Origin of the sequence: Pontibacter ramchanderi (genome assembly GCF_002846395.1) — a bacterium.
GTDB lineage: Bacteria > Bacteroidota > Bacteroidia > Cytophagales > Hymenobacteraceae > Pontibacter > Pontibacter ramchanderi.
Genome location: NZ_PJMU01000003.1, coordinates 1,019,753 through 1,046,024, shown reverse-complemented (window position 1 = coordinate 1,046,024; position 26,272 = coordinate 1,019,753). Strand labels below are relative to the sequence as shown.

Here is a 26,272-nt window from a genome sequence, read left to right as displayed (position 1 = left end):
CATGCGTTTTCCCATAAGGTTATTGTTACTGTTCCTGTGCTGCGTTACGGCAGGCGAAGTGGCCATGGCCCAGCCCAATGTACAAACCTTTGGCCGGAGCCGAATCCAGTATAAGAACTTCGACTGGAAGCTCTACAGCACCCAAAACTTTAACATCTACTTTTATGCCGGCGGCGACCAGTCGGCACGCAACGCAGCCGAGTATGCCGAACGCGAACTCAAGCGCATCACGAGTTTCATTGGCTATTACCCCTACTCCAAAATCACCCTCATCGTCTATAACTCGATGACGGACCTGAAGCAGAGTAACATCGGCATGCAGCGCGACCAGTTCCAGACCGGTGGCGAAACGCTTTTCCTCAAAAACAAGCTCGAGCTGGCCTACGATGGTACCCAAACCGACTTTAAGCGCGACCTGAGCTACCAGCTCACCGAGCTCTTACTCAACGACATGATGTATGGCGGCAGCCTGAAAGAAGCGCTGCAGAGTAGCTACCTGTTGCGCCTACCCGACTGGTTCATCAGCGGTGTGGCCGCCTATACCGCCGAGGGCTGGAGCCTGCGCATGGACAACTACGTGCGCGACATGCTGCTGGTGAACAGCAAAGCCCGCATGGAAGATGTGCTGGCCCGCGACCAGGAACTGGGCGGCCAGGCAATCTGGAACTACATTGCCGAGCGCTATGGCTATACCTCCATCCAGAACATTCTTAACCTGACCCGCATTACCCGCGACACCGAGGTGGGCATTACCAGCAGCCTCAACATCCCGTACAAGCGCTTCCTCCAGGACTGCCACAACTACTACACCCAGATCAACACGCGCGGCGACAATCCTTTGGTGAGCTTGCCCGCCGCCAATAAGGTTTTCCAGAAGAACAAAAAAGACATCCGCTATACCCAACCTGTGCTTAACCCGGCAGGTACCCTGATGGCCTATGCCGAAAACGAGAACGGAAGCTACCAGATCATAGTGAAGGAGGTGGGCAGCAACCGCAGCCGCGTGGTATGGAAGAGTGGTTACAAAACCGTAGACCAGCGCATCGATTACAAACTGCCTGTGCTTGCCTGGCGCACCAATACCCAGCTCGGCTTCGTGGAGGCACGCCGCGGACAAATGGTGCTGCGGCAAATCAACTCTACACGCCGGCGCTCCCGTATACCTGTGTTCGACGACATCCGCACCCCAGCCGTTACCCTCAGCCAGTTCTCGCAGGTGCGCGACATGAGTTACTCCGAAGACGGCAGCACCTTGCTGGTGAGCGCTGTGCAGAACGGCCAAACCGACCTGTACCTGCTCTCAAGCGGCGGACGCTTACAGCAACAACTCACCAATGATATTTACGACGATATACAGCCGGTTTTCCTGAAGGGGGCTAGCAACCAGATCGCCTTCAGCTCCAATCGTTTTGTAGACACAACAGGGCTGACAGCGACCGGCAGTTTTTCTGGAGTGGTGAACAACTACGACATATTCCTGATGCCGCGCGATGGGGGCAATGCTCGGCAGATTACCTTTTCGATTGCGAGCGAGCTACGGCCACGCGCCACGGCAGACGGCAACCTGGTATACCTGAGCGAAGAGACTGGGGTGCGCAGTCTGTACCGCTACGATGTTGCCACAGGAGCACGCCGCCCTATCTCCAACTTTTTGCAAGACATCGAAAGCTACGACCTGGGAGGCGATGCGAACGCGCTTGCCTTAACAGCCGACGACAATGCCCGCAGTTTCGTGTACGTGTTCCCGAACTTCAGCCCGATGGCCCAGGACTCGCTGCCTAAGACCTCCCGCCAGATCATCCTGGAGACACGCGCCCGTACCTCTGCCGCTGCCGCAACAGCCACTACCCGCAAAATAGTGGAAGGTACCACAACGCGCAGGCGAACACAGCGCCAGGGTGAGGTAGACATCGAGAACTACCAGTTTGAGAGCGACGCCAAGGAACAGCAGCAGGCCGAAACGCAGGCCAAAGCACAAGCCGCAGCGCCACAGCGTGCCCGCACCACCGAGGGCGGTGTACCGATTGCTGGTCCGGTAGACTATGACTTGCGCTTTAGTGTACAGGAGGTGATCACGTCGGTATACGCCGACCCGCAGTTGGGTTTCGGCATCGTGGCCGGTGTGAACATGAGCGATCTTTTTGAGAATCACCATATTCGGGGCAACGCCTTTTTGCGCACCGACCTGGAGACAAGCCGCATGCTCGCAGAATACATGAACCTCAAAAACCGCTTCGACATTGGCCTGCAGTACCGACGCGATGTGATCGTGGGGCAGGCGCCCGAGTTCCCGGGTTCTGTCGTGCGGTTCGGCAAACATGAGTTCTCTCCAACGCTCGTATACCCGCTCAGCTACAGCACCAGCATCCGCATGCAGCCCCGTTTTGTGAACACGCGCTTTACCTACATCAACAGCTTCGTAACGCCAGACAGGGTTGACTATTTTGGTGGCGGCAGCGTGGAGTTGGTATTTGATAACTCGGTGGTGCGCGGAGTAAACATGCTGGAAGGCACGCGCATGAAAGCAGGTATCATGAGCCTGAAGAATTTTGAGCACAGCTCGGAGAACTTCAGTAAGTTTTACCTGGATTTGCGCCGCTACCAGAAAATTCACCGCCAGATCATTTTGGCAGGCCGCATCAATTATGGCACCTTCTTCGGAAACGCCCCCAAAAACTTCCTGATCGGAGGGATGGATAACTGGCTTTTCGCGTCGGAAGACGACGGTACGCCAACACGCGAGGACGTGGTGGTAAGAACACCAGCTGATCTCTTTTACCTTGACTACACAACGCCGCTGCGCGGTTTCAATTTCAATGCCCGCCGCGGGTCCAAGGTGCTGCTGGCCAACCTCGAGCTGCGTGTGCCCATTGTGCAGTACCTTTACGATGGTCCTATACCTTCCGGCTTTTTCCGCAACCTGCAGTTTACCGCCTTCGGCGATGCAGGCTCGGCCTACAACGGCACAAACCCCTTTACAGGCAACAACTCCATCAACACCCGCGTGATAGGCGGCCGTATAGACCAGACCAATACCAGTCCGTTTGAGATCACGGTGATCAACTACCGCAACCCGTTCCTGCTGGGTTATGGGGTTGGCGCGCGCACTACTTTGTTCGGGGTATACGGCAAGGTAGACATGGCCTGGAGCGAGGAAGACGACTCACGTAAAGGACCTAAGTTTTACATCACCCTGGGCTACGACTTCTAACTGAGGCATGAACCGGAAAACCAAGCGATTTGGTGTTGGCTTTATTCTGGTGATCGGTCTGGCGGCTGCCTGGCTACAGATGGCCGACAAAAACTACGTATACAGAGCCCTGTACCATAATTTCGCTGACATTGACGACAACCTGATCTTTCATCAGCGGAAGATAGCGGCCTCTGACCAGCCACAGCCCTGGCCGCTGGCAACCAACTACAACCAGATCTCCCTACCAAAGGGCTTACAACAGCTGCACGAGCAACTGGAATCGGTTGCTTTCGTGATCATTCACCGCGATTCGCTGCTGTACGAGCAGTACTGGGATGGCTACTCCGAGGAGTCGCTGAGCAATTCGTTCTCGGTGGCTAAAAGCATTGTAAGCATGCTGGTGGGAGTAGCCCTGCACGAAGGAGCGATCAAAAGTATAGACCAACCAGTGGGGGATTTTCTGCCGGAGTTAAGGGAAGGGACGAAAGCCAAGATCACGCTCCGGCACCTGCTTTGGATGAGCTCGGGCCTGAACTGGGATGAGTCGTATGGCAATCCGTTTTCTGTTACCACCGAGGCATATTACGGGTCTGACCTGAAGAAAGTGATCCGGAGGCTGGAGGCAGTGGAGGAGCCGGGTCAGGCCTTCTCCTATAAAAGCGGCGATACGCAAATTTTGGCTTTTGTGCTGGAAGCCGCCACCGGAAAAAGACTGGCTGACTACGCAGAGGAAAAACTGTGGCGTCCGCTTGGCGCCGAACGAAAGGCTGAGTGGAGCATTGACCACCCGCTTGGCAACGAAAAAGCCTATTGCTGCTTCTTCTCCAATGCCCGCGATTTCGCCCGTATTGGGCAGCTATACCTGCAAAACGGAGTCTGGAAGGGAGACACCCTGGTAGCGCCGGAATACGTGCAGGCATCCCTCACCCCGAGTAGCCTGCCCGATGCAGACACAGGCAAACCTACCTCGCACTATGGCTACCAATGGTGGCTGCTGCCGGATTACAAAGGCCAGTCTGTCTTCTACGCACGCGGTATATTAGGGCAGTACGTCATCGTTATACCTGAGAAAGAACTCGTGGTCGTGCGGCTAGGCAAAAAGCGCGGCGAGCGCACCGATGGGCATCCTTCCGAAGTTAAGGCCATGATCGATGCCGTAAACCAAATGGTGCATTAGGCATAAAATCCTCCTGTTAGCATCCAGCTATAGACCAGGTCATCGGCATTGCGCTAGCGTGGTGTGTCCCGGCTGCGTATAAGCTTTTGGCCTCCGGCTGCGTATAAGTGAGGAATTATACCTAATTTGCCGGAACATCAATTTTTTAAAGTGCCTATGTTGCAGTCCATGACAGGCTATGGCAGTGCCCGCCTCGATACTGACCAGTATTCCATCAACGTCGAAATCAGATCACTTAACTCCAAGGGCATGGACCTGACCGTGCGCCTGCCGCGCTTTTTGTCGGAGCGTGAGTACGAGATACGTACCATGCTGACAAGAGCGCTCGTGCGGGGCAAAGTGAGCATCTGCGTTGATTACAGCAAGAACAAAGCGCAGAAAGCAAAAAGCAATATCAACAAAGACCTGCTGAAGGCTTATTATGAGGAGCTCAACGCGGCCGCCGACCTGGTGGGCGGTTCCAAGAATGACCTCTTTAGGCTGGCGCTGCACATGCCGGACGTGCTGCAGCAGGACCAGGGCGAGGATGAGGAAGGCGAAGCTGACTGGGAAACTGTGCAGCCCCTGGTGCAGCAGGCCCTGGACAGCATCAACGCTTTTCGTGCTGACGAAGGAAAGGCCCTTACGGCAGAGATCATGTCCTACATCGATCGTATCCGGATACTGCTGGCCGAGGTAGAAAAGCAGGACCCGGTACGCATGGAGCACATCCGCAACCGCATCAAAAACCACATCACCGAAATATCGACTTCGGACCATTACGACCAGAACCGCTACGAGCAGGAAATGATCTACTATATGGAGAAGCTTGACATTGCCGAGGAAAAGGTACGCCTGATCAACCACCTGCACTACTTTACCGAAACGGTATACCTGCCGGAGCCTACTGGCAAAAAGCTTGGATTCATTTCGCAGGAGATTGGCCGGGAAATCAACACGATTGGTTCCAAAGCCAACGATGCGGCCATTCAGCACCACGTAGTGGAGATGAAAGAAGAACTCGAGAAGATCAAAGAGCAGATCAACAACATACTGTAGCCATACCTGCTACACAAAATAGCTTCAGCAGCTCCCTAGTCGGGGAGCTGCTTTTTTGTTTCCGGGAGGATGTCATATGTAATTGCCCATTGTTGTGTATACACGAAAGGCCACGACGAATTTTTTTCAATTTTCAGTAAAAATTTTTCAGCTCTGGACGCGCTTTGTTATTGCAACCCAGTTTCATAAGTATGTATAAATTCTTATATAAGTTATATTTAATGCTTGATATTTACGAAACCTTTTTCAAGCTATTTAAATGCTGTTAAAACGTTGATTTTCAGGCGTTTTTGTGTGTTGTTTGATGTGTTGTTTTGCCCTATATTACACACATGTTTAACTATAATAATATATTTTAATGAAAACAACACGCTTACTTTCTCTCCTGGCCCTGGCGGCCATGTTTGGTTTTTCCTCTTGCCAGCAAGAAGAGGCCGACGTAACAGCCAACGAGATCTCACCCCTCACCAAGGCTAAAATCTCCGAGATGGGCTTCAATACCGACAATGTGCAGCGCACCGAGGGCGGCTACATTGTGGAAGGCGACATCTTCTTCTCAGACAGCGACTTGCAGCACTCTCCTGAAACCACGGCTCTGCGCGTGGGCGAGGAGGAGCAGTATCGCACCAACAACCTGGTAAGCGTAGGCACCAGCCGCACCATCAACGTGGCCATCACCACCAGCCTGCCTTCTTCTTATGTAACGGCGCTCGACGAGGCCATCCGCCGCTTCAATGCCGAGAACCTGCGCCTCAAGTTCCGCCGCGTGTCCTCGGGCTACAACATCCTCTTGTCGAAGGCGCCGGCCGGTTCTTCTTACCTGGCCTCTGCCGGTTTCCCTTCTGGTGGTAACCCCTACAACAGCATCAAGGTGAACTCTGATTACCTTGGCACTAACCCGGGCACCAACTACCTGGCCACCATCCTGGCCCACGAGATCGGCCACACCATCGGTTTCCGCCACACCGACTACATGAACCGGGCCTATAGCTGCGGTGGCTCGTACTACAACGAGGGTGCCTCTACTGTGGGCGCCGTGCACATCCCGGGCACGCCAACCGGCGCTGATCCGAACTCCTGGATGCTGGCCTGCATTGGTACGGGTGTAAACCGCTACTTCAACTCAAACGACAGAACTGCCCTGCAATACCTGTATCAATAGTTCGGTTCTGACTGCAAAGAAAGGCACAGTCCCATGAGTGGGGCTGTGCCTTTTTCTTTTCATGGCTTTGTGTCAGGATAGGTATAGGTATAGGTATAGGTATAGGTATAGGTATGCGTCCTGACCTGTGTTTTTTAAGATGCTGGTTCTTGGGAATTGAAGTTAGTATACCTCCTGGCAGAAAGGCTTTCTAAAGCCGGAAACCAGAGCAATTCGGAAGCCTCCGGTTTAAAACTACGGCTAATGAGGATGGTGATAAGAGTCTACTGCAGGATTACTTTGCTGGACAGGACAGTGCCGTTTCCGGTAGTTAGCCGCATGATGTAAAGCCCTGGCAGCAAACCTTTGGTCTGCACCTCCTTCAGCATGCCGGTTTCCCGGGCTTCCCGCATAAGCCGACCCAAACGGTCAAATAGCTGCACAGTAACCGTCTCACCCTCTACGGCTACGAACACCGGCTCTCCTGCCTGCACCGGGTTGGGGTATACCTGCACAAAGTTCTTCGGGGTATAGATAATGGTTTCTTCCTGGCTGTAGATCGTTTTTCCATCCGCAGTGGTCACGCTCGCGCGGTACACATTTCGCCCAGGTACCGGAGCCTGGTCTATGAACTGGTAGTGCAGGCCCGCTGATGGGGTACTCGTCTGCACTGTTTTAAATTCTCCTTTCTCCAGTCGCTCCAGGCGCAGTTGGGCCAACTGGTAAGTGGTGCTGAGGCCTAACGAGAAGAGCGCTTCGGCGGGTGTTACCAACTGTTCCGGCTGAAAAGCACTGATAAAGCAGGGAGACGCTGCAAACTCTGCGGGCACACTGCGCCCATAAGTCGCCTGCAAACCCTGGATAAACGGCGCCACCGCCAGGTAACCGTCTTTGAGCAAATTTCTATTGATAACGGCAAGGGTGTCAGTTGTGCGGAGAAGGGGCTCCAGGTGCGTGGCACCCAGTTGGTATACCTGGTATTCCTGCGTGTTGGGCTGGGCGGGCCAGTGCAGCATCACCTGCTCCTCACAGTTAAAACCGATTCGGGGATGGGCGGGGCGGGCCAGAACAAACTCCTCTGACTGCAGTGCTGTCCCTTTCTGAAGCAGGCGCAGCTGGGCCGTGGCTACCGTATCAGGTGTTTGCCAGGTATAGCTTCCTTCGCTGAGGTCTACGTTCTGCGCAATGGTTTGCCAGTTGTCGGAGCCAAGCAGGCGGTACTGCAAGTCGGCAGCGCCTGTAACCGCACCTGACTGCCACACCAGGCGGTTCGGCTGGCCCGCCGTTAGCGTAGTGGCGGCAATCGGGTGAAGCCATTCGCGGCCCTGTTCCAGTTCATAAACCAGGCTGAACTCCTGCACACCTTGCGGCACACGAAAACCCGACACCTGCAAAGTATAGGTGCCGGCCGCTGGTTTCTCCACCGTGATCTGCTCTACGTTATTCAGGCGGTCTAAACCACGCCGGGCGGGCCGATGCAGTGAGTCGGGGTGAGGGAAGGTGCTCAGTACCCAGGGTCGCCAGCTTTTGCTGGAGCCTGATTGCCGTAGCAGCAGGTCCAGGTCATTGACGAGCGCCTTTTCTGCGTTGGGTTCCGCTTCAGGGTCATGCCATACCAGGGTTGCCTTCAGCCGATGCACTCCCGCGGGCACTCTCACCTGAAAACTGCGGGACTGACCCATAGCCACGGCATCTATTTTAAAGTGCTGGGCTTGTATGCTGCGGAGGGCTCCGAGCGCATCGGCATTGCCAAAACCAGAAACGAAATCAGGGCCCGGGTTGCCCGTGTCATCGGCGCTGTTGATGAGTGCTGCTTTTACCAGCGCGGCCGGTGGCAGACTGCCGTGCTGTGCTTTGTAAAGCTGCTGTACCAGCAGGGCTATACCTGATACCACAGCCGCCGATTCTGAAGTGCCTGCTGCCCCATGCGCCACCAATTCTGGTTTAATGCGGCCATCATAAGCCGGTCCTCTGGAGCTGCGTATACCTACCTGCCCAGCCGGGTCGAGTGCACCTACGCTCAACGTGTTTTTGGAGGTTTTAAACTGCCCCGTGAGGTTGGCTATACCTGGCAGGTTGGCATAAGTGCCGCTCGTTTCAGATTGGTCGCCGCTGTTGCCAGACGAAAAAACGTGCAGCAGCACAGGGTGTTGACGTGCCTCTTGGTCATAGGCCTGTGCTTCCAGGCCATAGTAGTTCTCCACCCCCACGCCATAAGAATGGTTCTGCACACTTATACCTTGGCGCAGCAGCATCTCGCTGTCATCCGGAAAGAGTTCTTCGAAGCTGGAGTGGGCGATAAGGGCGTGCTGCGTTATACCTCTGCCATTAGAGCCCGTATTGCCGGCACCCGCTATCAGGGTGGCCATGGTGGTCGCGTGCGGACTGCGGTTGTCTGCCATGGCCTCCGGATCAATGACACGACCCTGCAGGTCGATGTCGGCCGGATCAAAAGCTGATTCCTTCACGGAAACCGCCATTCCTTGCCCGGCCAGTTCTGGAAGCGCGGCCTGTGCCGCGTAAATGTTATTCACCACAAAATCGACGTCGCGCAGCTCCAGTTCCTCCACGGCCCGGCGGTTTGGCTTGTCCACGTACAGCACTTCGGGCGAGGCAGCTAGCAACAGCAATTGTGCTGGCTCGATGCCGGATATCAGCAGTACATTACCAGGCGGGGAGGTTTCCTGTACAGTGACAGTGAGCGGTTGCTGTTGCAGCCAGGTATGGAAGCGTTGTGTATCAGAGACCCGCACACGGTAGGAAGCAGCCGGAAGGTCTTTGCTGAGTTGCTGCAGGTGGGGCGCCAGCTTTTGATTAACCAGCCTCGGGGGCGGAGTGGCGACCTGTTGTGCCTGCAGTTGAAAAGGGACCAGTGCCAGCAGACAGAGCACAGGCAACCAGGGTGTTTGTTTAAGTTTGTAGCGTAGCGGCATAAGGAACACAGAATAGCACTAAAGCTACTCAATAGACCGCATATAGGCAATAGCTAATGGAGGCTGATCTGCTGAAAATCAGGGTTATACCTGTGTTTGAACAAGAAAATAGATGGGAGGGAATCTAATGGAGGTCTACATTTTGTAGATCCACTTGAAGAGCAGGATGCCCAGGATGCAGCCAATTGTGTTGCTTAGCACGTCTACGATATCGCCCTGGCGGCCAGGTATAAAAAAGTGCTGCAGAAGCTCAATGGCGATGCCGAACATGGAGCTCACGAAGAAAGAGGTACGGATGGCAAAGTGTTTCACCCGCGGATAGGTATACTGCTTTTTGAGCCCCACCACCAGCAGGTAGGTGAGCACGGCAAACATAAAGGCGTGCGCAAACGAATCGAACGAGAAGATCTCCCAAATGGAAAGGGAGGGCATAGAAGAGGAGGGCAGCAGCGTCAATACCATGATCACTGCTGCCCAAATGAGGGTAAAGAAATTATACCGTAGGATCAAACCTGCCTCTATACTTGCAAACTTACTGACCGATTACTTCGCGGTAGCCTTCAGCCGTCAACAGGCCTTCGACTTCGCTTGCGTCGTTGATAGATAGTTTGATGATCCAGCCATCGCCATAAGGATCAGAGTTTACCAGCTCAGGGCTGCCGTCCAGCTTCTCGTTGAACTCGAGCACCGTACCGCTCAGTGGGCTGAACAGGTCAGAAACCGTTTTTACAGCTTCTACTGTACCAAACACATCGTTCTGGCTGATTTCCTTGTCCACCGTGTCGATGTCCACATACACGATGTCGCCCAGCTCGCTCTGCGCGAAGTCAGTGATGCCAATGTAAGCTACGTCGCCTTCTACGCGCACCCACTCGTGGTCTTTGGTATACTTGAGGTTGTCAGGTAAATTCATATCTCTTGCTTTGGGTTAAATGATGTCCAAAAATACGGTCTTTTTCGCAATGAAAAAACTATTGCAGGCTAACACGTAACTGTACTCCACCTTCTGTCACACTATTCTTGAATGATGTAGATATCTGTGGGTCAGAAACAGTGCGCAGCAGGTAAAACTGGATGTTCACGCGCTGGCTTAGCACATAGTCTATGGTTGGGCGCAGTTGTAGTTGACGGGTGCCATTGGTAATCTGATTGTAGCTAACTTCATTGCCCTGTTCGTCTAGTGCAATGGCCCGCTGCACAGTCATGTTATCCCGCACCGACATGTCCATGCGCATGGTCAATTCATTCTCCAGTGTGCGGCGCTCACCGCCTATCCGGAAAGGTATACGGAAGTTGGTGGTGGCGTACCCGAAGCCAAAGGTATAGTCCTTCACGTTGGTTTCGGTTACCTGGGCATTGGTGAGGTTCAGCGACAGGTTCCGCTCAATCCTGTAGCCTAGGCGGCCCGTCAGGTTGGTGTTGGTCCGGAAGTTTACGCCAAGCAGTTCCAGACGCTCCTGCACTGTGAGCTGGTTGACGATGTAGAACGGAATCAGCTGCCCAAACTCGTTGGTACGGGTAGGGTAGTCGCCTGGGTTGTTGTCGTATGCCAGCGAGGTCGTGAAGCTTGTCACGTTGTAGGTGGAGTTGTAGGAGTGCGTGAGGTTTACCTGGTTGAACCAGCGCTTGAAGAATGCCAGCTGCGACAGGCCGTTGTAGTCGATGCGCCAGTTAGGTATAGGCAGTCGCTTGAACGGGTTACCGCCGCTGGCCTTAAAGCCACTGGCATCGCGCCCCTGGTAAGCGTACAGGAACGACTGCAGTAACACATCCTGTGAGTTCAGGGTGTAGCCTGAGTCGCCAGCGGCCGCATTGGCATTGGTGAGGCGCTCACGTATCTCGTAACGGTTGCGGATAAAGTTGTCGAACGCCTCCGAAGTACCTCCTGAAGTAGACTCAAACATGGTGCCCAGTGCAAAGAACGAGGTGCTGAAAGAGCCGGTGTTGATCGGGTTTTGGCGCTCGTTTACGGTGCCGATGTTGCCAAGGTCGTCGAACTGCTTGCGGTAAAACACCTCCTGTATTTCAGACATGTTGCGGCGGGCATCGAGCTGCAGGTTAAAGTTGCGGAACGGCTCCATGTTCGCTCTTGCCGTAAAGGTCTCAGTGTTGATGCCGCTGAACGGCGTGTTCAAATACTGGCTGCTATCGGTATACCACCCGTTGTTGTAAGCGCGGTTATAGAGCTCATCGAGGTCGTACTGACGGCCTAGTATAAACGGAAGCCCCGGTGCATCGAAACCATCGTCGAAGCCGAACATCTTGGTGCGCGGCAAATAGCCTGGCATCATGGTGCCGCGGTTTTGCAGGTAAGTGAAGTTCACCGAGCGGGTCATCATCAGGAAGCGCGCCAGTCCCTTGGCGAGTTTCATGTCCGATTGCTTTCGGGTAACGGTATCGCCCGGTGCCGGTACCGGTGGAGCGCCTTGCGGCTGCGATGGGCTGTTCACCTCCTTCAGGAACTTCACCTTGTTGTAAAGCTTCACCATGTCAAACCGGCCGTTCACGCTAAACTCGGTGCTGTTCTCAGCTGTGTTACCCAAGCGGAAAGGCGCATCCTGGTTCAGGGCGGTAGAACCGGCCGTCCAGATGTAGGTAACGGCGTAGCGGGTTTCGGCGCCCAGCCAGTCGGTAAGCGGAAATTTCTCGAACGGCACCTTGTAGTTGGCGGCGATCAGTTGGTTGTAGTTCGTGTTGCGGCCGAAGTTGCGCAGGTTATCCCAGATCACTTTATTCTTATACCTGAGCGAATCCACATCGCGGTTGATGCGGTAGTCCGGCTCGTCCACCACGGCGCGGTTGGTAGCCGTATAGTCCAGCGACAGGCTCTTGCTGATATCCCACTTCAGGTCGTAGATGCGGTTAAAGAAGAAGTACTTCTGGAACGTCGGCTCTATACCTCTGGAGGTGATCAGGCCTGAACCTGGGTCGCGACGCTGCAGGAAGGTCTCGTTATACCTGCGGTCGAGGTCGGCGCGGAAGGCGAAACGGCTCGGAAGCGGCGTGAAGTTCAGGTCTTTGATCAGGCGCAGGTATGGCGACTTCAGCGACTCACTCTTAGAGAAGAACTCGTAGTTGCGCGGTGTGTTGGTATAGGTATAGGCCACCGCTCCGGTATAGGTGCGGGTAAAGTCGCGGTCCGTCTCGATGTTGGTGAACAGGCGCTCGGCGTAAGAGTACGAGAACGACAGGTTCTCCACGTCGTACGGGCGCACCTTGGCCTCCGGGTTGGTCCGTTCTTTCCGTACGTTCAGCAAGCTCACGCTTTTCCGGGTTTCGCGGGTACTCACCTCGCGCCGGTACTCCCGCTGCGTTTCGTTTGTCTCATACCTGGTCAGCGACTGCTCCAGCGGCACATCCTTGTCGAGCGGGTCAAACTGCGGAGCGCTGTTCATGGTGCCATATTGCACCGACACCGGCACTTTGATGCCCAATTTTTCGGGCAGGAACTTATCAGCCACAATGTTGGCGCTCACATCAAACACGGCGGTGTTCTCGCGGGCACGCTGCGCGATCTTCTGCTGCAGGGCGCCGAAACCAATGGTGGTATAGCTGCCTGTTGCCGTAATGTTGGCGAAGTCGGCCAGTTTGGTGTTGAGGCGGGCGTTGGCGGCCCAGCCGGAGTTGTTTCTAAAGTCGGTTACGCGCAGCTCGTTCACCCACACGCAAACCGATTGCGGACGGGCATCCTCGCCGGGCACAGTCGGGTTGCGCAAACCGATCATCACGCTTTGCACCTCACTGAAATCCGGGTTACCCACTACGCGAATCATCTTACCGCCTGGCAGCATCACCTCGTAAGGGCGCCGGTTATCCCAGCCTCCTGCAATTCGGTTTCGCTCCACTTTGGCGTTCACAAAATCCTCCAGGGCAACGTCAATCTCGTTCTCGGCCAACCAGATACCTTCGCGTGATTTTGTGCCCGGTGGCGTTAGCTTGAGCGGCACCACGTACTCGTAGTAGTTCTGGGTATAGTCCGTACCGATGCGCACAAAGGCCTGCACATCGTCGTCGCGGGTGTTCGGGTCGCGTGATTGGGCGTGCAGGAACAGCTTGAGACGCTTATAGATCAGCATGTCAATGCTTAGGTTCTTGTACACGGCCTTGGAGAAGGAGTCTTTCAGATCTTCCACGCACAGCTGCATGGCCTGTTCGTTCTGGCGTCGGTTGTTGGTAGCGGCATAGTCGCGGAGGCGCTCTATACCTGGCGGCATCACATAAGGGATGATCGTTTCATCTTTGGCGTTTTCGCCGTTTTCTTCCACGTTCACCGTCGACACAGTAAAGGAGCGGGCGTCGTCGGTACAGTTCAGGCAAGGGTTGCCGTCGGTGATAGGTTGCAGGAAAGTACGCCACTGGTTGGCCACAAACTGGAACTGCACAAAGCGGAGCACCACCGGGTCGGCAAACTCGGTCATGTACATGCGCATGAAGCGGATCGACTTGAAGCCACTGATGTTGCCTACGTTACCCGTCGGCTGGCGCACCGGCACACGGAACTGGTACCAGGTTACGTCCTCACCGGTCTTGGTATCCACGATCTTGTCTACGATGTAGTTCTCGCCTACGCTCATACCGCCCGGCTGCAGTCGGATTTTATACTCGTAATACTGCTCCAGGTCGCTGATCACGTTATCGCGGTTCAGGTCTTCTTTGTCCGGGAAGGCATAGTTAGAGAAGCGGCTCTGCTCCGGCGAGTTACCCTCCATACCATTGAAACGCTTGTAACGCTCCAATATACCGGCATTTTGTTGGTCGTAGGCCGCGTCGAGGTGGTGCAGGAAGTTGTCGGCCGAAGGGTCAGACAGCACAGACTGCGGTGCGCCGCCAGGTATACGGCCCAGGAAGGTGTTCTGGAAGAACTCGCGCTCCGCGTTGTCGCCCAGGCCGTCCAAACCAATGTCCTGGAAACCTCTTGCCCCGGGCACTGCCGAGAAGGCATCTGTCAGGAATTGCTGGGTGGTTACGCGGCCCCACTCAGTGGTTTGCATGTTCTGGTTGTCGGTAGCAGAGGTCGGCAGGCCGTTTTCGAAAGCGTAGCGGTTGTCTTTTAGAATATCCTCAGACACGTTACCCAGGTTGATCACCAGCTCGCCGCCTTCGTTGCTCGTAATCGGGTTCCCGTTTTCATCCTTGCGTCCTCTCGGTCCGGTCAGGAAAGGGTCCATTAACCAGAACTCTACATACTCCACGTTGGCGTTGTCGAAGTCGGTGTCGAAGGTAATCTCGCGGCTGATACCGCCCCAGTTCTTGCGCGGGTCATTTTGCAGCCTGCCCTGCCCATCCAGGTTCGGGTTGTAGTTGTACTGTCCGCGCTCCCGTGGGTAGTAGGCCATGTCGAAGGTATATTCGTAGGCGTTGGCGATCTCCCGGTCGCGGCCCGGGAACACCTCGTAACGAGGCACAGGGCGTACATAGTGATTCGCGAGCTCCTCGTCGTTGATGTTGCTTGGGCGCAGGCCTTCACTGTCGCGGTAAAAGATCTGGTCGATGGTATACCAGGCCACACGAGCACGGTTGTAGGCATACTCGAGACCGGTACCCTGCGCTAGTGGGGCAGGAGTGGCCGCCAGACGCCAGGTGGTGTTGTTAAAGCCGCCAAGGCTGAAGGGGGTTTCGGCTCCCTCGAAGTCATCCAGGTATGAGGTACCGTCTTCGTTTACCGGCGACTTGGAGGCAGATGGCACCAGGTGCGCGAACTCCCCACTAAAGGTCACGCTCGATGGTACTTTGGTCTGGATGAACGGGATCATGTCCGTCATCTTGGTCAGGAAACGCGACTCACGGTTGAAGTTCACATCCAGACCATAGATGGTGTTATTGGTTGGCTCGTCGCCGATGCTCACGCGGTTGATGTAGGGCCTTTCGTTCAAATGCAGCACTGTACCACCCAGGTTCAAATCGTTGTTGACGCGGTAGTCGAAGCGGGCGCCCAATAGGGTACGGGGCTGGATGTTGAGCAACTCGGCCTTTTCGTAGGTCACGCGCAGGTCGCTGGCTGAGGCAATGTAACTCGGGTTCAGGATCTTGATACGGCCCAGGTCATAGAATACCTGGTAGTCGGTGCCTTCCTCCAGTCGTGTGCCACCGGAGTATACCGCCACAGAGCCCTCAGCAATGCGGAAGCCTGGCAGCATGATCTCGTCCGTTGAACTGGCCTGGAAGCGGCCCTTCAGGAAGAATTTCGCCTTCAGGGTGTTTTGCTGCGCATCCGTCTGTGTCTGTTCGTAAAGTTCCTGGAACACGTAGCGCTCTATCAAATCCTGCCGCCCCTCAAACTGGCTGGCCAGGTATGAGCCAAACGGTTCTACTACCGGGAAGATGATGCGTCCTGTCTCCGGGTCGATGGTTATACCTTCCAGAAAGTCGAAGTTGCCGTCGCGGGGCTTGTCGTTGTTTGTGTTGACATTATCCAGGTTGAGCACCTCAATCAGCGGAATGTTCTGAATCGGGCTCGGCTCTTTCAGACTGGTGATGTCGACGCCCGTTTCATCGTCTTTGTAAACGATCTGCAGCTGGAAATTCTGGCGGTTTACCTGGGTTGCGTCTAAGCTGTAGACGTTCTTCATCATCAGGTCCCAGGTCGGGTAGTCCAGTGCCGGGTTGGTCGCCTTCAGCAACTTCATGTGGATCACCTGGTCGTCGCGCAGGTTCTGGTAATCCTCCATCAACTCACCTACCTTATAGGTCTGGCCGTTGTAGGTATACTCAAAAGCCACGCCCAGCACCTGGTCGGGCAGCAGGGCCGTGGTGAGGGAGATGTAGCCGAGCTGTGGGTTGAACTTATACTCGCGCGGGTCCAGGCGGCGGGCACGCACATGCTCAAAGTCAATGGCTTTCTGCAGGCCTAGGCTGTTCAGGTATGAGTCCACCTGGTCGTTATTGCGGGCGCTTGGGTTGTTGGCAATCAGACCGTAGAGTGTGTTGGCATTGTTGCTGGCCGGGGCAATCGGGTTGCGCTCAAACTGGTTCCGGAATGGGTCTGCTTCACCCAAATCCATGTAAGCCACCATGTTGCGTAAGTTCTCGGTGCTGCGGTTGTTGTTGGTCACATACAGTTCCAGGCGGCGGATCACGATGCCGGAGTTCACCAGCGGGAGGTTCTGCAGCGTTCTGTCATAACGGCCCCGGAAGAACTGCGACAGGAAGAAATGACGGTCCCGGTCGTAATTGTCGGCCCGTATCTCAAACGGCTTGTTCTGCGCCCCATTCTGAATCACCACTTCGTCGTTGCGTCCCCGCACGTTAGCGGCAATCGTTGTCACGCCCAGTCTGCCAAACTGGAGTTGGGTCTTTACCCCGAACAGATTCTGAGCGCCCGTTATCAGGGAATTATTCAGTGGCAGACTCACATTACCGGCCTCTACCTTGCGGATGATCTCTTCTTCAAAGCCGGTATAGTCCAGCTTCATGTTGTTTTCGAACTCGAAGTTGGCGTTGTTGTCCCAGTTAAAGTTGAGGCGCATTTTCTCCCCGATCTTACCCACCAGGTTGAGCGAGATGTTCTGATCGAAGTCAAAGTCGCCGGTGCGCTGCTGGCGGAGCGGTATAGAAGGGTTTTCGTTGCGGTTGAAGCGGGCACCGAACTTCAGGTTGACGTTTCCGTTCGGCTGGATATCGACAAAATTGCCGCCGAACACACGGTCGAACACCGGACTAATGTAGATCTTAGGAATAAGCCGGCGTCCGCTTACCACACTTTCGCCATCCAAACCGGCTGATTTGGTGCGCCAATAGTCACGAATGGACTGCTGGCGCTGGTAGCGCGAGTACTCCTCCCACGACATGGTGGAGGGCAGGCGGTAATTCAACTCGCCCATGCGCTCGTTTATGTTGTACTGGCGCAGGCTATCGTCGAGCTGTATCTCCAGTTCGATATTGGAAGGCTGGCCCAGCAGCAGGGGAGAGGATCCGGAGCGGGTTCCAAACGGACTGCCCAACCGGTCGGTGGGCGTAAAGGTCGGGCGGCGGCTCGGAATATAGGGTTGCAGGCGGGAAGAATCGCGCGGAATGGTATCCTGAGCGAAAAAATCTGAAAAAATAAGCGTGCTATACCTGTTGTGCGAGCGTAATGCTGCGGCCTGCGACCACCATGCCAGCATAGTGATAGCAGCAACCGTTGCAAACAGCAGGCTGTTTTTTTTACTTTTCCAGATCAAGTTGGGCTCTACCGATTAAGAAGACTTCAAGGCAAATTTTATTAGTTCCTCTACGCTCAGGCTTCTGTCTTCCCGCTTGATGATGGCATCAAGCGTTTTCTCTGCCACGTTCTTAGCAAAGCCTAGTGTAACTAATGCTGATAACGCTTCTGCACGTGACGTATTGTGCGCAGAAACGGGAACTGCTGTAGTACCAGCCAGCATGGATTCTTTCTTTATTTTATCTTTTAATTCCAAGATGATGCGCTGCGCGGTTTTCGCCCCGATCCCCTTCACATGCTGTATCGTGCGCACATCCTCCCGCACAATAGCCTGCTGCACCTCATCCACCGTAAGCGACGACAAAATCATCAGACCAGTGTTGGGGCCCACACCTGAAATAGAGATCAGGTGCAGGAAAGTGTCTTTTTCAGCGGCTGTTGTAAAACCATACAAGGTATGGGCATCCTCTTTGATATGCAAATAGGTATGCAGCTTGCAGCGCTCCCCTTCAGGCAGTGACGAGTAGGTGTTCAAGGATATTTTGATCTGATAACCTATGCCATTGACATCGACAATGACATAGGTCGGATCTTTCAGTGCTAACTTACCGTCAATGTATGCGATCATCTATATATGTTTATTGTTGTAGTTTTGAGCATCTACGACAGCAATGGACACCATGTTAACGATTTCGCGGATGGAGCTACCCAACTGCAGGATGTGCACCGGCTTGCGCATACCCATCAGTACAGGGCCAATGGCCTCAGCGCCACCTATTTCCTGTAGTAATTTGTAGGCAATATTACCCGATGTAAGCGTTGGGAAAACAAGTGTATTTGCTCCTTTTTCAGCCAGTTCACTGAACGGATAGTGCTCACGCAACAGGTTTTTATTCATGGCGGTATTCGCCTGCATCTCCCCATCTATTATGAGATCAGGGTAGCGCTGCTTTGCTTTGCGGACAGCCTCAGCTCCTTTGTCCGGAATATCGCCGCGCACGGAGCCGAAGTTTGAGTAAGAAAGCACCGCCATACGTGGCTCGGTATCAAAGAATCGAACGGTGCGGGCAGTCAGGCCGATGATGTCCACCAGCTCGTCGGCGGTCGGGTTCACGTTTACGGTTGTGTCGGCAAAGAAGTACGGCTCCTTTTTGTTGAGGATGATGTACATACCTGCCACTTTGTTGATGCCGTCTTCCACCCCGATGATCTGCAGCGAAGGCAGGATCGTTTTGGAGTAATCGCGTGTAAGGCCTGAAATAAGGGCATCCGCCTCGCCTGTTTCGAGCATCATGCTGCCGAAGTAGTTGCGGTCGCGCATCTGGCGGCGGCTGTCGAATAGGGTAAGCCCCTTGCGCTGGCGCTTTTTGTACAGCAACTGGGCAAACTCCTCGCGCTTCTCGTCCTCTTCGTACGGGTCGATGATCACGCAGTCGTGCAGGTCGAGGTTGGTTTCCTCGATGATGGCGGCAATTCTGGCTTTGTTGCCCAGCAGGATCGGGTTGGCAATGCGCTGCTCTTTTACAATCTGAGCTGCTTTCAGAATCTTGTAATGGTCCGCTTCTGCAAACACCACTGTCTTCGGATCTTTCTTCGCCTGGTTGGTGATACGGGTCATCAGCTTCTGGTCGATACCGATGCGCTCCTGCAGTTCCTGCTCGTAGGCCTCCCAATTGGTGATCGGGTACCTGGCCACGCCACTCTCCATGGCTGCCTTGGCTACCGCCGGTGACACCGTGGTAATCAGGCGTGGATCAAGCGGCTTAGGTATAAGGTAAGTGCGGCCAAACGATATGGTATTGTCTCCATAGGCTTTGTGCACCAGTTCCGGAACGGGCTCTTTCGCAAGTTTAGCCAAGGCACGCACAGCAGCCAGTTTCATTTCTTCGTTGATTTCGGTGGCGCGCACGTCCAGGGCCCCTCTGAAAATGTAAGGGAAGCCCAACACGTTGTTGACCTGGTTCGGATGGTCAGAGCGGCCCGTTGCCATGATGAGGTCCTCGCGGGTTTCCATCGCCACAGCGTAAGGAATCTCCGGATCCGGGTTAGCTAATGCAAAGATGATCGGATCTTTCGCCATCAGTTTAACGAACTCAGGCGCCAGTACGTTACCAGCCGAAAGACCGATGAACACATCAGCACCTTCCATCGCCTCTGCCAGAGTACTGATCTTACGCAGGGTCACAAACTGCGCTCTGTAGATGTCCAGGTCGTTGCGCTCCGGTCGGATGATGCCGTCCTTGTCGAACATCACGATGTTGTCCAGCTTAGCGCCCAGGGCTACGTAAAGTTTGGTACAGGCAATGGCGGCGGCACCGGCCCCATTGATCACGATCTGGATGTCCTCTATTCTTTTGCCTGCCAGCTCCAGCGCGTTGAGCAGCGCTGCCGACGAAATAATGGCCGTGCCGTGCTGGTCGTCGTGCATGAGCGGAATATTCATCTGCTCCTTCAGCGCATTCTCGATCTTGAAACTCTCCGGCGCCTTGATGTCCTCTAGGTTAATGCCGCCAAAGGTTGGCTCCAGCGACTTCACAATGCGAATGAACTCTTCGGGGTCGGTGCTGTCGATCTCTATGTCGAACACGTCTATACCTGCGAATTTTTTGAACAGTACACCTTTTCCTTCCATTACAGGCTTGGAGGCATCAGGACCGATATTTCCCAGACCCAGTACGGCGGTACCGTTCGAGATAACGCCTACCAAGTTTCCCTTGGCAGTATATTTATAAACATTCTCTTTGTCAGCGGCTATTTCTTTGCAGGGCTCTGCTACCCCAGGAGAGTAGGCCAGGGCCAGGTCATGCTGTGTACTCAGCATTTTAGTCGGCACCACTTCAATTTTGCCAGGTTGCCCCTGCATATGGTAGTTAAGTGCGTCCTCTTTGTTTACTTTAATCATGGTATGCGTTGTTGTGTTGTCTCGTGTTTAGTGTTCCCTCACACTTCTAGCCATTGCCGGCCTGGCAGAAGCCAAAAGCCAATTTGATAAGATTTTATGGTTTATCAAAGCTGTAATCGACAAAGATACGCCCTGAAAAATCTTACTCTAGCAGAATGTTGTGTTTTTTACCAGCTGGCCAGGATTATGATTCTGGCCACCGTGCCGTATTGCAATAAATTAATAATGCGGGTAGCGTCATAAACGACGAAACACCCTTCGGTGGGAAGGGTGTTTCGTTGGGCCTATACCTGTCAGCTTAGCTCAGGATGAGTTGCTGCCCTGGTTTGATGGCGCTGTTTTTTAGCTTGTTCAGCTTCTTTATTTTTTCAACTGTCACCCCTTCGTGGCGCTGCGAAATTGTCCATAGCGTGTCGCCTGGCTGTACGTGGTAAATGAAGCGGTCCTGTGCCTGGCTCTTGGCTGATGAGGCTTTGGGAGCAGCACTGCTTTGAGCGCTTGTCTTCGGCTTCTCTGTGGCCATTGCCAGTTGGTTTGTGCTCGGAGCTGGGGCGGGCTTCCACACCTGCAGTTTGTCCTGCACCCTTATGGCCGTGCCCTCCAGCTTGTTCCATTCTTTGAGATCCTCCACTGTTACGCCGTACTTGCGGGCAATCGCATACAGGTTGTCGCCGCGCTGCACAATGTAGCTCGTTTGTACCAGACTGTCTTTGGATGTTTCCGGCGTGGAAGCAGACGCGAGCATTACGGGAGCTTCGGTTGGGATAGGCTGCTGTTTAACAGGTGGAGGTGTTGGAGCAGCTGCAAGCAAAATACAGCTTTCTTCGGCTGCCAGTAGCTTGGCCGCTTGGGCTGGCACACGCAGCTTATAATTTCGAACAGTGGCAGGCAGCTTGGTTTGTTTAATTTCCGGGTTCAGGGCCAGTAGCGCCATTGTGTCTACATGCAGTTCGGCTGCCAGTTTCTCCAGATCAAGCGCCTGGTTTACGGTGAGGTGAGTATAGTCAGCCGCGTATAGAATTGAGTCCGAGAAGATGTTGTGTTCCGGCGCATACTTCATAGCGTAGATCACCGCCGTCATGGAAGGTACATAGCTGCGCGTCTCTTTCGGTAGGTATGGGAAGATCTCCCAGAAGGTCTTTTTGCCACCGCCCGCTCTTCTGATTGCTTTGTTCACGTTGCCCTGGCCGCAGTTGTAGGCAGCCATCGCCAGTTCCCAATCGCCATACGTGCGGTATAGCCTGCTCAAAAAGCGCATCGCCGCATCCGTGGATTTCTCCACATCCATGCGCTCATCGATGTGCTGGTCCTGGTGCAGCCCGTACTCTTTGCCTGTGGACTTAATGAACTGCCAGGGGCCGACCGCACCCGCCCAGGAAGCGGCTTTCGGGTTCAGGCCAGACTCAACAATAGAAAGGTACTTGATGTCCTGCGGCATGTTGTATTTCTTGAGATACTTCTCATAAATCGGGAAATACACATTTTCGCGGGAAATCATGGTGCGCGTATACTTTCTGTTACGAACAGTGAAGTAGTCGATGTGGTTGCGCACGAATTTGTTGAAAACCAACGGGATGTCAGCCTCAATACAGCTCAGCCTGTCCTGAATCACATCATCAGGTTCGTAGGGGATGTATTCCACGAGCAGCGCCAGTTCCTCGTCTGACAGGAACGTGTTGTTTGCCAGAGGTTTCTTCAGGGAATCCTCGTCTGTGAACCTTTCGAACCTGATCGTATAGTCAGAAGCCTGGGCATGGGAAGCCCACATACTTCCAACCAGTGCTGCAAGTACTGTAAAGAGTCTAAACTGCGTCATTATAATTTATGCTTCAACGGTTAGCTTGTCCAGTATGTAATTTGAGAAAGCGAGCAATTGCGGCTCCTCAAATGAGCGGGTCATAAGTTGCAACCCGATGGAAAGGCCATTGGCATCGCGACCTACCGGTATAGAGATGGCAGGAACACCAGCAAGCGAGGCCTGAACCGTAAAGATGTCGGCCAAATACATGGCCAACGGATTCGCCGTATTCTCCTCTAGCCTGAAGGCCGTAGTAGGAGCGGTAGGCAATATAAGAAAATCATAATTTTGCAGCAACTCATCGGTCTTCTCTTTGATGAGACGACGCACACGCTGCGCTTTGGTATAGTAAGCGTCGTAGTAGTCGGCACTCAGCACGAAGGTGCCCAGCATAATACGGCGCTGCACCTCCGGACCGAAGCCCTCGGCACGTGTTTTCTTGTAAAGGGAGGTAAGGTCGGTGGCATTCTCGCTGCGGTAGCCATACTTCACCCCGTCAAAGCGGCCTAGGTTGGAGCTGGCTTCTGCTGTGGTAAGGATGTAGTAAGTTGGCACCATGTAGTCCAGGTATGGAAACTCCACAGCCTCTACCTCATGGCCTGCCTCTTGCAGCATGTCTTTCACGCCCAGGATGCTTTCTTTCACCTCGGCGTCCAGACCTTCGCTTTCGAAGCAGTCGCGGATATAACCAATTTTGTATTTCTTGTCGGTTTGCAGCATCTGGCTGTACGCCGGCACCGGGCGGTGGCTTACAGTGCTGTCATATTCGTCGCTGCCTGCCATTACTTCCAATAGCAGCGCTGCATCCTCTACGCTTTTCGAAATAACACCGATCTGGTCGAAAGAAGAGGCATAGGCAATAAGGCCATAGCGGGAAATGCGTGAATAGGTAGGCTTGAGACCTACCACACCACAGAAAGAGGCTGGTTGGCGCACAGAGCCACCTGTGTCAGAACCGATGGAAGCCAGGCAAAGGTCTGCCTGCACAGCCACGGCCGATCCACCGGACGAGCCGCCCGGTACGCGGGTTTTGTCGTCGGCGTTTAGCACAGGGCCGAAGGAAGAATTCTCGTTAGAGGCGCCCATTGCAAATTCGTCACAGTTCTGGCGACCAATGATAATAGCATCTTCAGCAAGCAGGCGCTGTACCGCGGTGGCGGTATAGAGTGATTTGAAACCGTTCAGGATCTGGCTGGAAGCCTGCAGGCTATGGCCTTCATAGGCCAGCACGTCTTTCAGGCCGATCACCATACCTGCCAGTTTACCGGCATGGCCTGAAGCGAGTTTCTTGTCTACGGCGTCAGCCTGGGCGTATGCCTCCTCCTCAAAGATTTCGAGGAAGGCGTTTAGCTCGGGCTGCTGCTTGATGTTATGAAGGTAGTGCTCTACCAGTTGTCTGCACGAAACTTGCCCGTTGGCAATATCGCTGCGAATGTCACGAAGAGAATGGTATGGTTTCAAGCTATTCAGGCTTTTTTATGTCCTTGATGGAACGCTCTAGTTCGTTCCGGATTTCGTTTTTGGCATCGTTAAAGCTACGGAGACCGCGGCCGGCAGAACGTGCCATGCCTGGAAGTTTATCGGCGCCAAAAAGCAGGAGTACTGCGGTTAGTACAACAAGAATTTCTCCTCCTCCCAGGTCTGCCAGGAAGAGGAGAATTGCACTAAGTATCATAAAGCGTTATGCCGAAAAAATTACTTAACTGGCGTGTCTTTTGTTGACTTTTCCAGATCATCTTTGATCTCATTGGTGGCGTCCTTGAACTCGCGGATACCACGTCCCAGGCCTCTTGCAAGCTCTGGAATGCGCTTTGCTCCAAAAAGAAGCAGAATCACCACAAGGATCAGTATTAAAGAACCGCCCCCAATGTTCTGGATAAATGCTAGTGTGTTGGTAAGTACCATGTTCTTAAAATTTTAAGATGAATTGCTGCAAAAATAAAGCTTATATTTTAATTAAACCCACATTTGTCGACATTAGTTTACCGGTAGTTCATTATCTTCAAATTCAGCCTGAGCAGGGGGCAGGACGCGCCGCCCGAATGCTATACCTGGGTCGGACGCAATTCAGTTGCAACTTCATGCCTACAGGGGCGTATAGAGGATCAAATATATTTTTAATTTTTTAGAGCAGACACTGCCTTTCACGCTATTATTACTTACGCGTTTTTCCCAAAATGGAAAAAATATTTCCAATATAGGGAAAAATGCATGCTGTGCCGAGATGAATTATGCCTGATAATCAGCTGATTGGTGTTTCTGGCATTTTTGGCAAGCTACTTGTAATATGCCTTGTACAACTGAAATGCACGAAGCCGCCTAACCGAGGCGGGAGTTGGAACAGCAAGTTAAGCAGAAAATAAATATTAAGTTTTTTTAATCTTCTGTTTGCAAGTGTAGTGAAAAGGTTGTAAATTAATCCTTAGAAATTTAACACAGCCCTCCTAACAGGAGAAAGTGTATAATTATAATTTTAAGTTTGTTTTCATAGCTTGGAAAGGCACCCTGCTTTGTAGGGTGTTTTTTCTTTTAGGGGGGTAACCTTCAGCCTGTCTTACTATGAAAGCCAAAAAGCGCAGCGAACCAATTCCCTGAATGGTCGCTGCGCTTTTTTATGTGCCGATCGATATAACAAGAGCTCTACTTTGGCCTGATCCAGCTTTCAGGGTTTAAGTTGGTGTTGTTTTTCCAGATCTGGAACTGCAGTTCGGTGGTGCCGTTTGAGTCGGTGTAAACCGTGCCGATCACATCTTTCTGCTTCACGTCCTGCCCTTCTTTCACGCTAACGGTGCGCAACTTGGCGTAAACCACAAAGTACTCGCCGTGCTGCACCATCACAATGTTGTTCATGCCCGGCACGCTGGCCACCGTTAACACCTTGCCTTCAAAAATAGCACGTGCTGGCTCTCCCTGGCCGGTCTGAATGTCAATTCCTCTGTTTTCTACCACCACTCCCTTCAACACAGGGTGATTGTGGCGCCCGAACTTCTGCGAGATAAAGCCCCGGTCTACAGGCCAGGCCAGTCGGCCGCGGTTGCCTGCAAAGGAGGATGAAATCAGGGCAGCTTCCGGAGTGAGCGTGATTTTGTTGGCACTTCCGCTGGTGGCGCGTCCTTCTTCACGGGCAGCGCGAGCGGCACGGGCCATCTCCTCTTTCACGATATCGGCAATCAGGTTATCCAGCTTTCGGATGGCCTGCTGACGTTGGGCAACTTCTTGTTTCAGTTGGGTTTCCTGCTGGCTGAGCTTCTGGATCATGCCGTCCTGCTGGGCCCGAAGGGAGACAAGGTTTCTGTTTTCGGCCATTTGCTTGTTAAGCAGGCCGCGCTTCTCCTCGCGTTGCGACTCCAGTGTGCGCAACTGGCCTGTCAGGGCCAGCTGTACTTTGTTAATCTGCTCTACCTGTTTCTTACGGGCTTCGGAGTACTGCTGGAGGTAGCGCAGACGGCGCACCATCTGGTTAAATGATTCGGCGGCGAACACGAACATGAGCTTGTTGTAGCTGTTGGCAGTCTTGGAGGCAGCGTATACCATAGTCGCATACTCGGCTTTCAGGCTCTCAAGGTCGGCCTGCAGTTCGCCTACTATACCTTCTGTTTCTTTCATGCCCGATTCCAGCAGCTGAATTTCACGGGAGATGGTGTTGATCACGCCTTTCTGTACGGCAATCTTTTCCTGAATGGCATTGAGCTGGCCAATAGAAGCCTCCTTCTGCACCTTGGTTTGCTGCAGAATGCGGTTTGCTTCTTTAATACGGTTAAGGTTTTCCTTTTTCTCTTTCTCGAGCTGCGCCTTCGATTTTTGTTTCTGGGCTTGGGTAACCAAAGGCAACAGCAAAAAGATCAGGAAAAAGGCTGATTTGTAAAGGGCCTTCATCAGAAATAGGGGTATACTACACTTAGCCTACAAATATGGTAAAACTAAATGGCCCGAACCAGAACCCTGCGGAT

15 protein-coding genes are annotated in these 26,272 nt (G+C 53.5%); 4 read left to right on the top strand and 11 right to left on the bottom strand.

Translation table 11 applies throughout. The features are described 5' to 3' along the window. The first annotated feature begins 1 nt into the window (after position 1). From BD749_RS17105 to BD749_RS17090, 4 genes are all read left to right on the top strand, one after another. Positions 2-3,211 carry a hypothetical protein gene (locus BD749_RS17105; RefSeq protein ID WP_101446572.1) on the top strand — a complete coding sequence of 1,070 codons (3,210 nt, stop codon included), beginning with the start codon at positions 2-4 and terminating at the stop codon, positions 3,209-3,211. Positions 3,212-3,218: 7 nt separating this feature from the next. Continuing rightward, positions 3,219-4,370 carry a serine hydrolase domain-containing protein gene (locus tag BD749_RS17100; protein WP_101446570.1) on the top strand — a complete coding sequence of 384 codons (1,152 nt, stop codon included), beginning with the start codon at positions 3,219-3,221 and terminating at the stop codon, positions 4,368-4,370. A gap of 156 nt (positions 4,371-4,526) precedes the next feature. Further along, complete coding sequence (locus tag BD749_RS17095; protein WP_101446568.1) at positions 4,527-5,408, top strand: YicC/YloC family endoribonuclease; 882 nt, start codon at positions 4,527-4,529, stop codon at positions 5,406-5,408. A 358-nt stretch (positions 5,409-5,766) separates the two neighbouring features. Continuing rightward, complete coding sequence (locus tag BD749_RS17090; protein WP_101446566.1) at positions 5,767-6,570, top strand: M57 family metalloprotease; 804 nt, start codon at positions 5,767-5,769, stop codon at positions 6,568-6,570. A gap of 263 nt (positions 6,571-6,833) precedes the next feature. Here BD749_RS17090 and BD749_RS17085 read toward each other — a convergent pair whose 3' ends face one another. The 11 genes from BD749_RS17085 to BD749_RS17035 all read right to left on the bottom strand — a co-directional run bounded on the left by BD749_RS17085 (position 6,834) and on the right by BD749_RS17035 (position 26,198). Beyond that, the gene (locus tag BD749_RS17085) at positions 6,834-9,482 is read right to left on the bottom strand and encodes a S8 family serine peptidase (protein WP_101446564.1); all 2,649 of its coding nucleotides are present in this window, start codon (positions 9,480-9,482) and stop codon (positions 6,834-6,836) included. A gap of 135 nt (positions 9,483-9,617) precedes the next feature. After that, the gene (locus tag BD749_RS17080; RefSeq protein ID WP_245869376.1) at positions 9,618-9,992 is read right to left on the bottom strand and encodes a VanZ family protein; all 375 of its coding nucleotides are present in this window, start codon (positions 9,990-9,992) and stop codon (positions 9,618-9,620) included. Between the two features lie 22 nt (positions 9,993-10,014). Next, positions 10,015-10,395: a glycine cleavage system protein GcvH gene (gene gcvH, locus BD749_RS17075; protein ID WP_101446562.1), complete on the bottom strand. Its 381-nt coding sequence runs from the start codon at positions 10,393-10,395 to the stop codon at positions 10,015-10,017. A gap of 58 nt (positions 10,396-10,453) precedes the next feature. Beyond that, positions 10,454-17,584 (bottom strand): T9SS outer membrane translocon Sov/SprA, encoded by a 7,131-nt coding sequence (gene sov / locus BD749_RS17070; protein WP_101446755.1) that lies wholly within the window; start codon positions 17,582-17,584, stop codon positions 10,454-10,456. A gap of 72 nt (positions 17,585-17,656) precedes the next feature. Beyond that, positions 17,657-18,250 (bottom strand): Holliday junction branch migration protein RuvA, encoded by a 594-nt coding sequence (gene ruvA / locus BD749_RS17065; protein WP_101446560.1) that lies wholly within the window; start codon positions 18,248-18,250, stop codon positions 17,657-17,659. Beyond that, positions 18,251-20,524 (bottom strand): NADP-dependent malic enzyme, encoded by a 2,274-nt coding sequence (locus BD749_RS17060; RefSeq protein WP_180336440.1) that lies wholly within the window; start codon positions 20,522-20,524, stop codon positions 18,251-18,253. It lies immediately after the preceding gene. 298 nt (positions 20,525-20,822) lie between these two features. Continuing rightward, positions 20,823-22,340, bottom strand: coding sequence for a lytic transglycosylase domain-containing protein (locus BD749_RS17055; RefSeq protein ID WP_101446558.1), 1,518 nt, complete (start codon positions 22,338-22,340; stop codon positions 20,823-20,825). A 6-nt stretch (positions 22,341-22,346) separates the two neighbouring features. Beyond that, a complete protein-coding gene (gene gatA / locus BD749_RS17050; RefSeq protein ID WP_101446556.1) occupies positions 22,347-23,783 on the bottom strand; it encodes an Asp-tRNA(Asn)/Glu-tRNA(Gln) amidotransferase subunit GatA in 1,437 nt (478 codons plus the stop codon). 1 nt (position 23,784) lies between these two features. After that, positions 23,785-23,997 carry a twin-arginine translocase TatA/TatE family subunit gene (locus tag BD749_RS17045; RefSeq protein WP_101446554.1) on the bottom strand — a complete coding sequence of 71 codons (213 nt, stop codon included), beginning with the start codon at positions 23,995-23,997 and terminating at the stop codon, positions 23,785-23,787. A 20-nt stretch (positions 23,998-24,017) separates the two neighbouring features. After that, complete coding sequence (locus BD749_RS17040; RefSeq protein WP_101446552.1) at positions 24,018-24,227, bottom strand: Sec-independent protein translocase subunit TatA/TatB; 210 nt, start codon at positions 24,225-24,227, stop codon at positions 24,018-24,020. A 735-nt stretch (positions 24,228-24,962) separates the two neighbouring features. Beyond that, a complete protein-coding gene (locus BD749_RS17035; protein WP_101446550.1) occupies positions 24,963-26,198 on the bottom strand; it encodes a murein hydrolase activator EnvC family protein in 1,236 nt (411 codons plus the stop codon). Between the last annotated feature and the right edge of the window lie 74 nt (positions 26,199-26,272).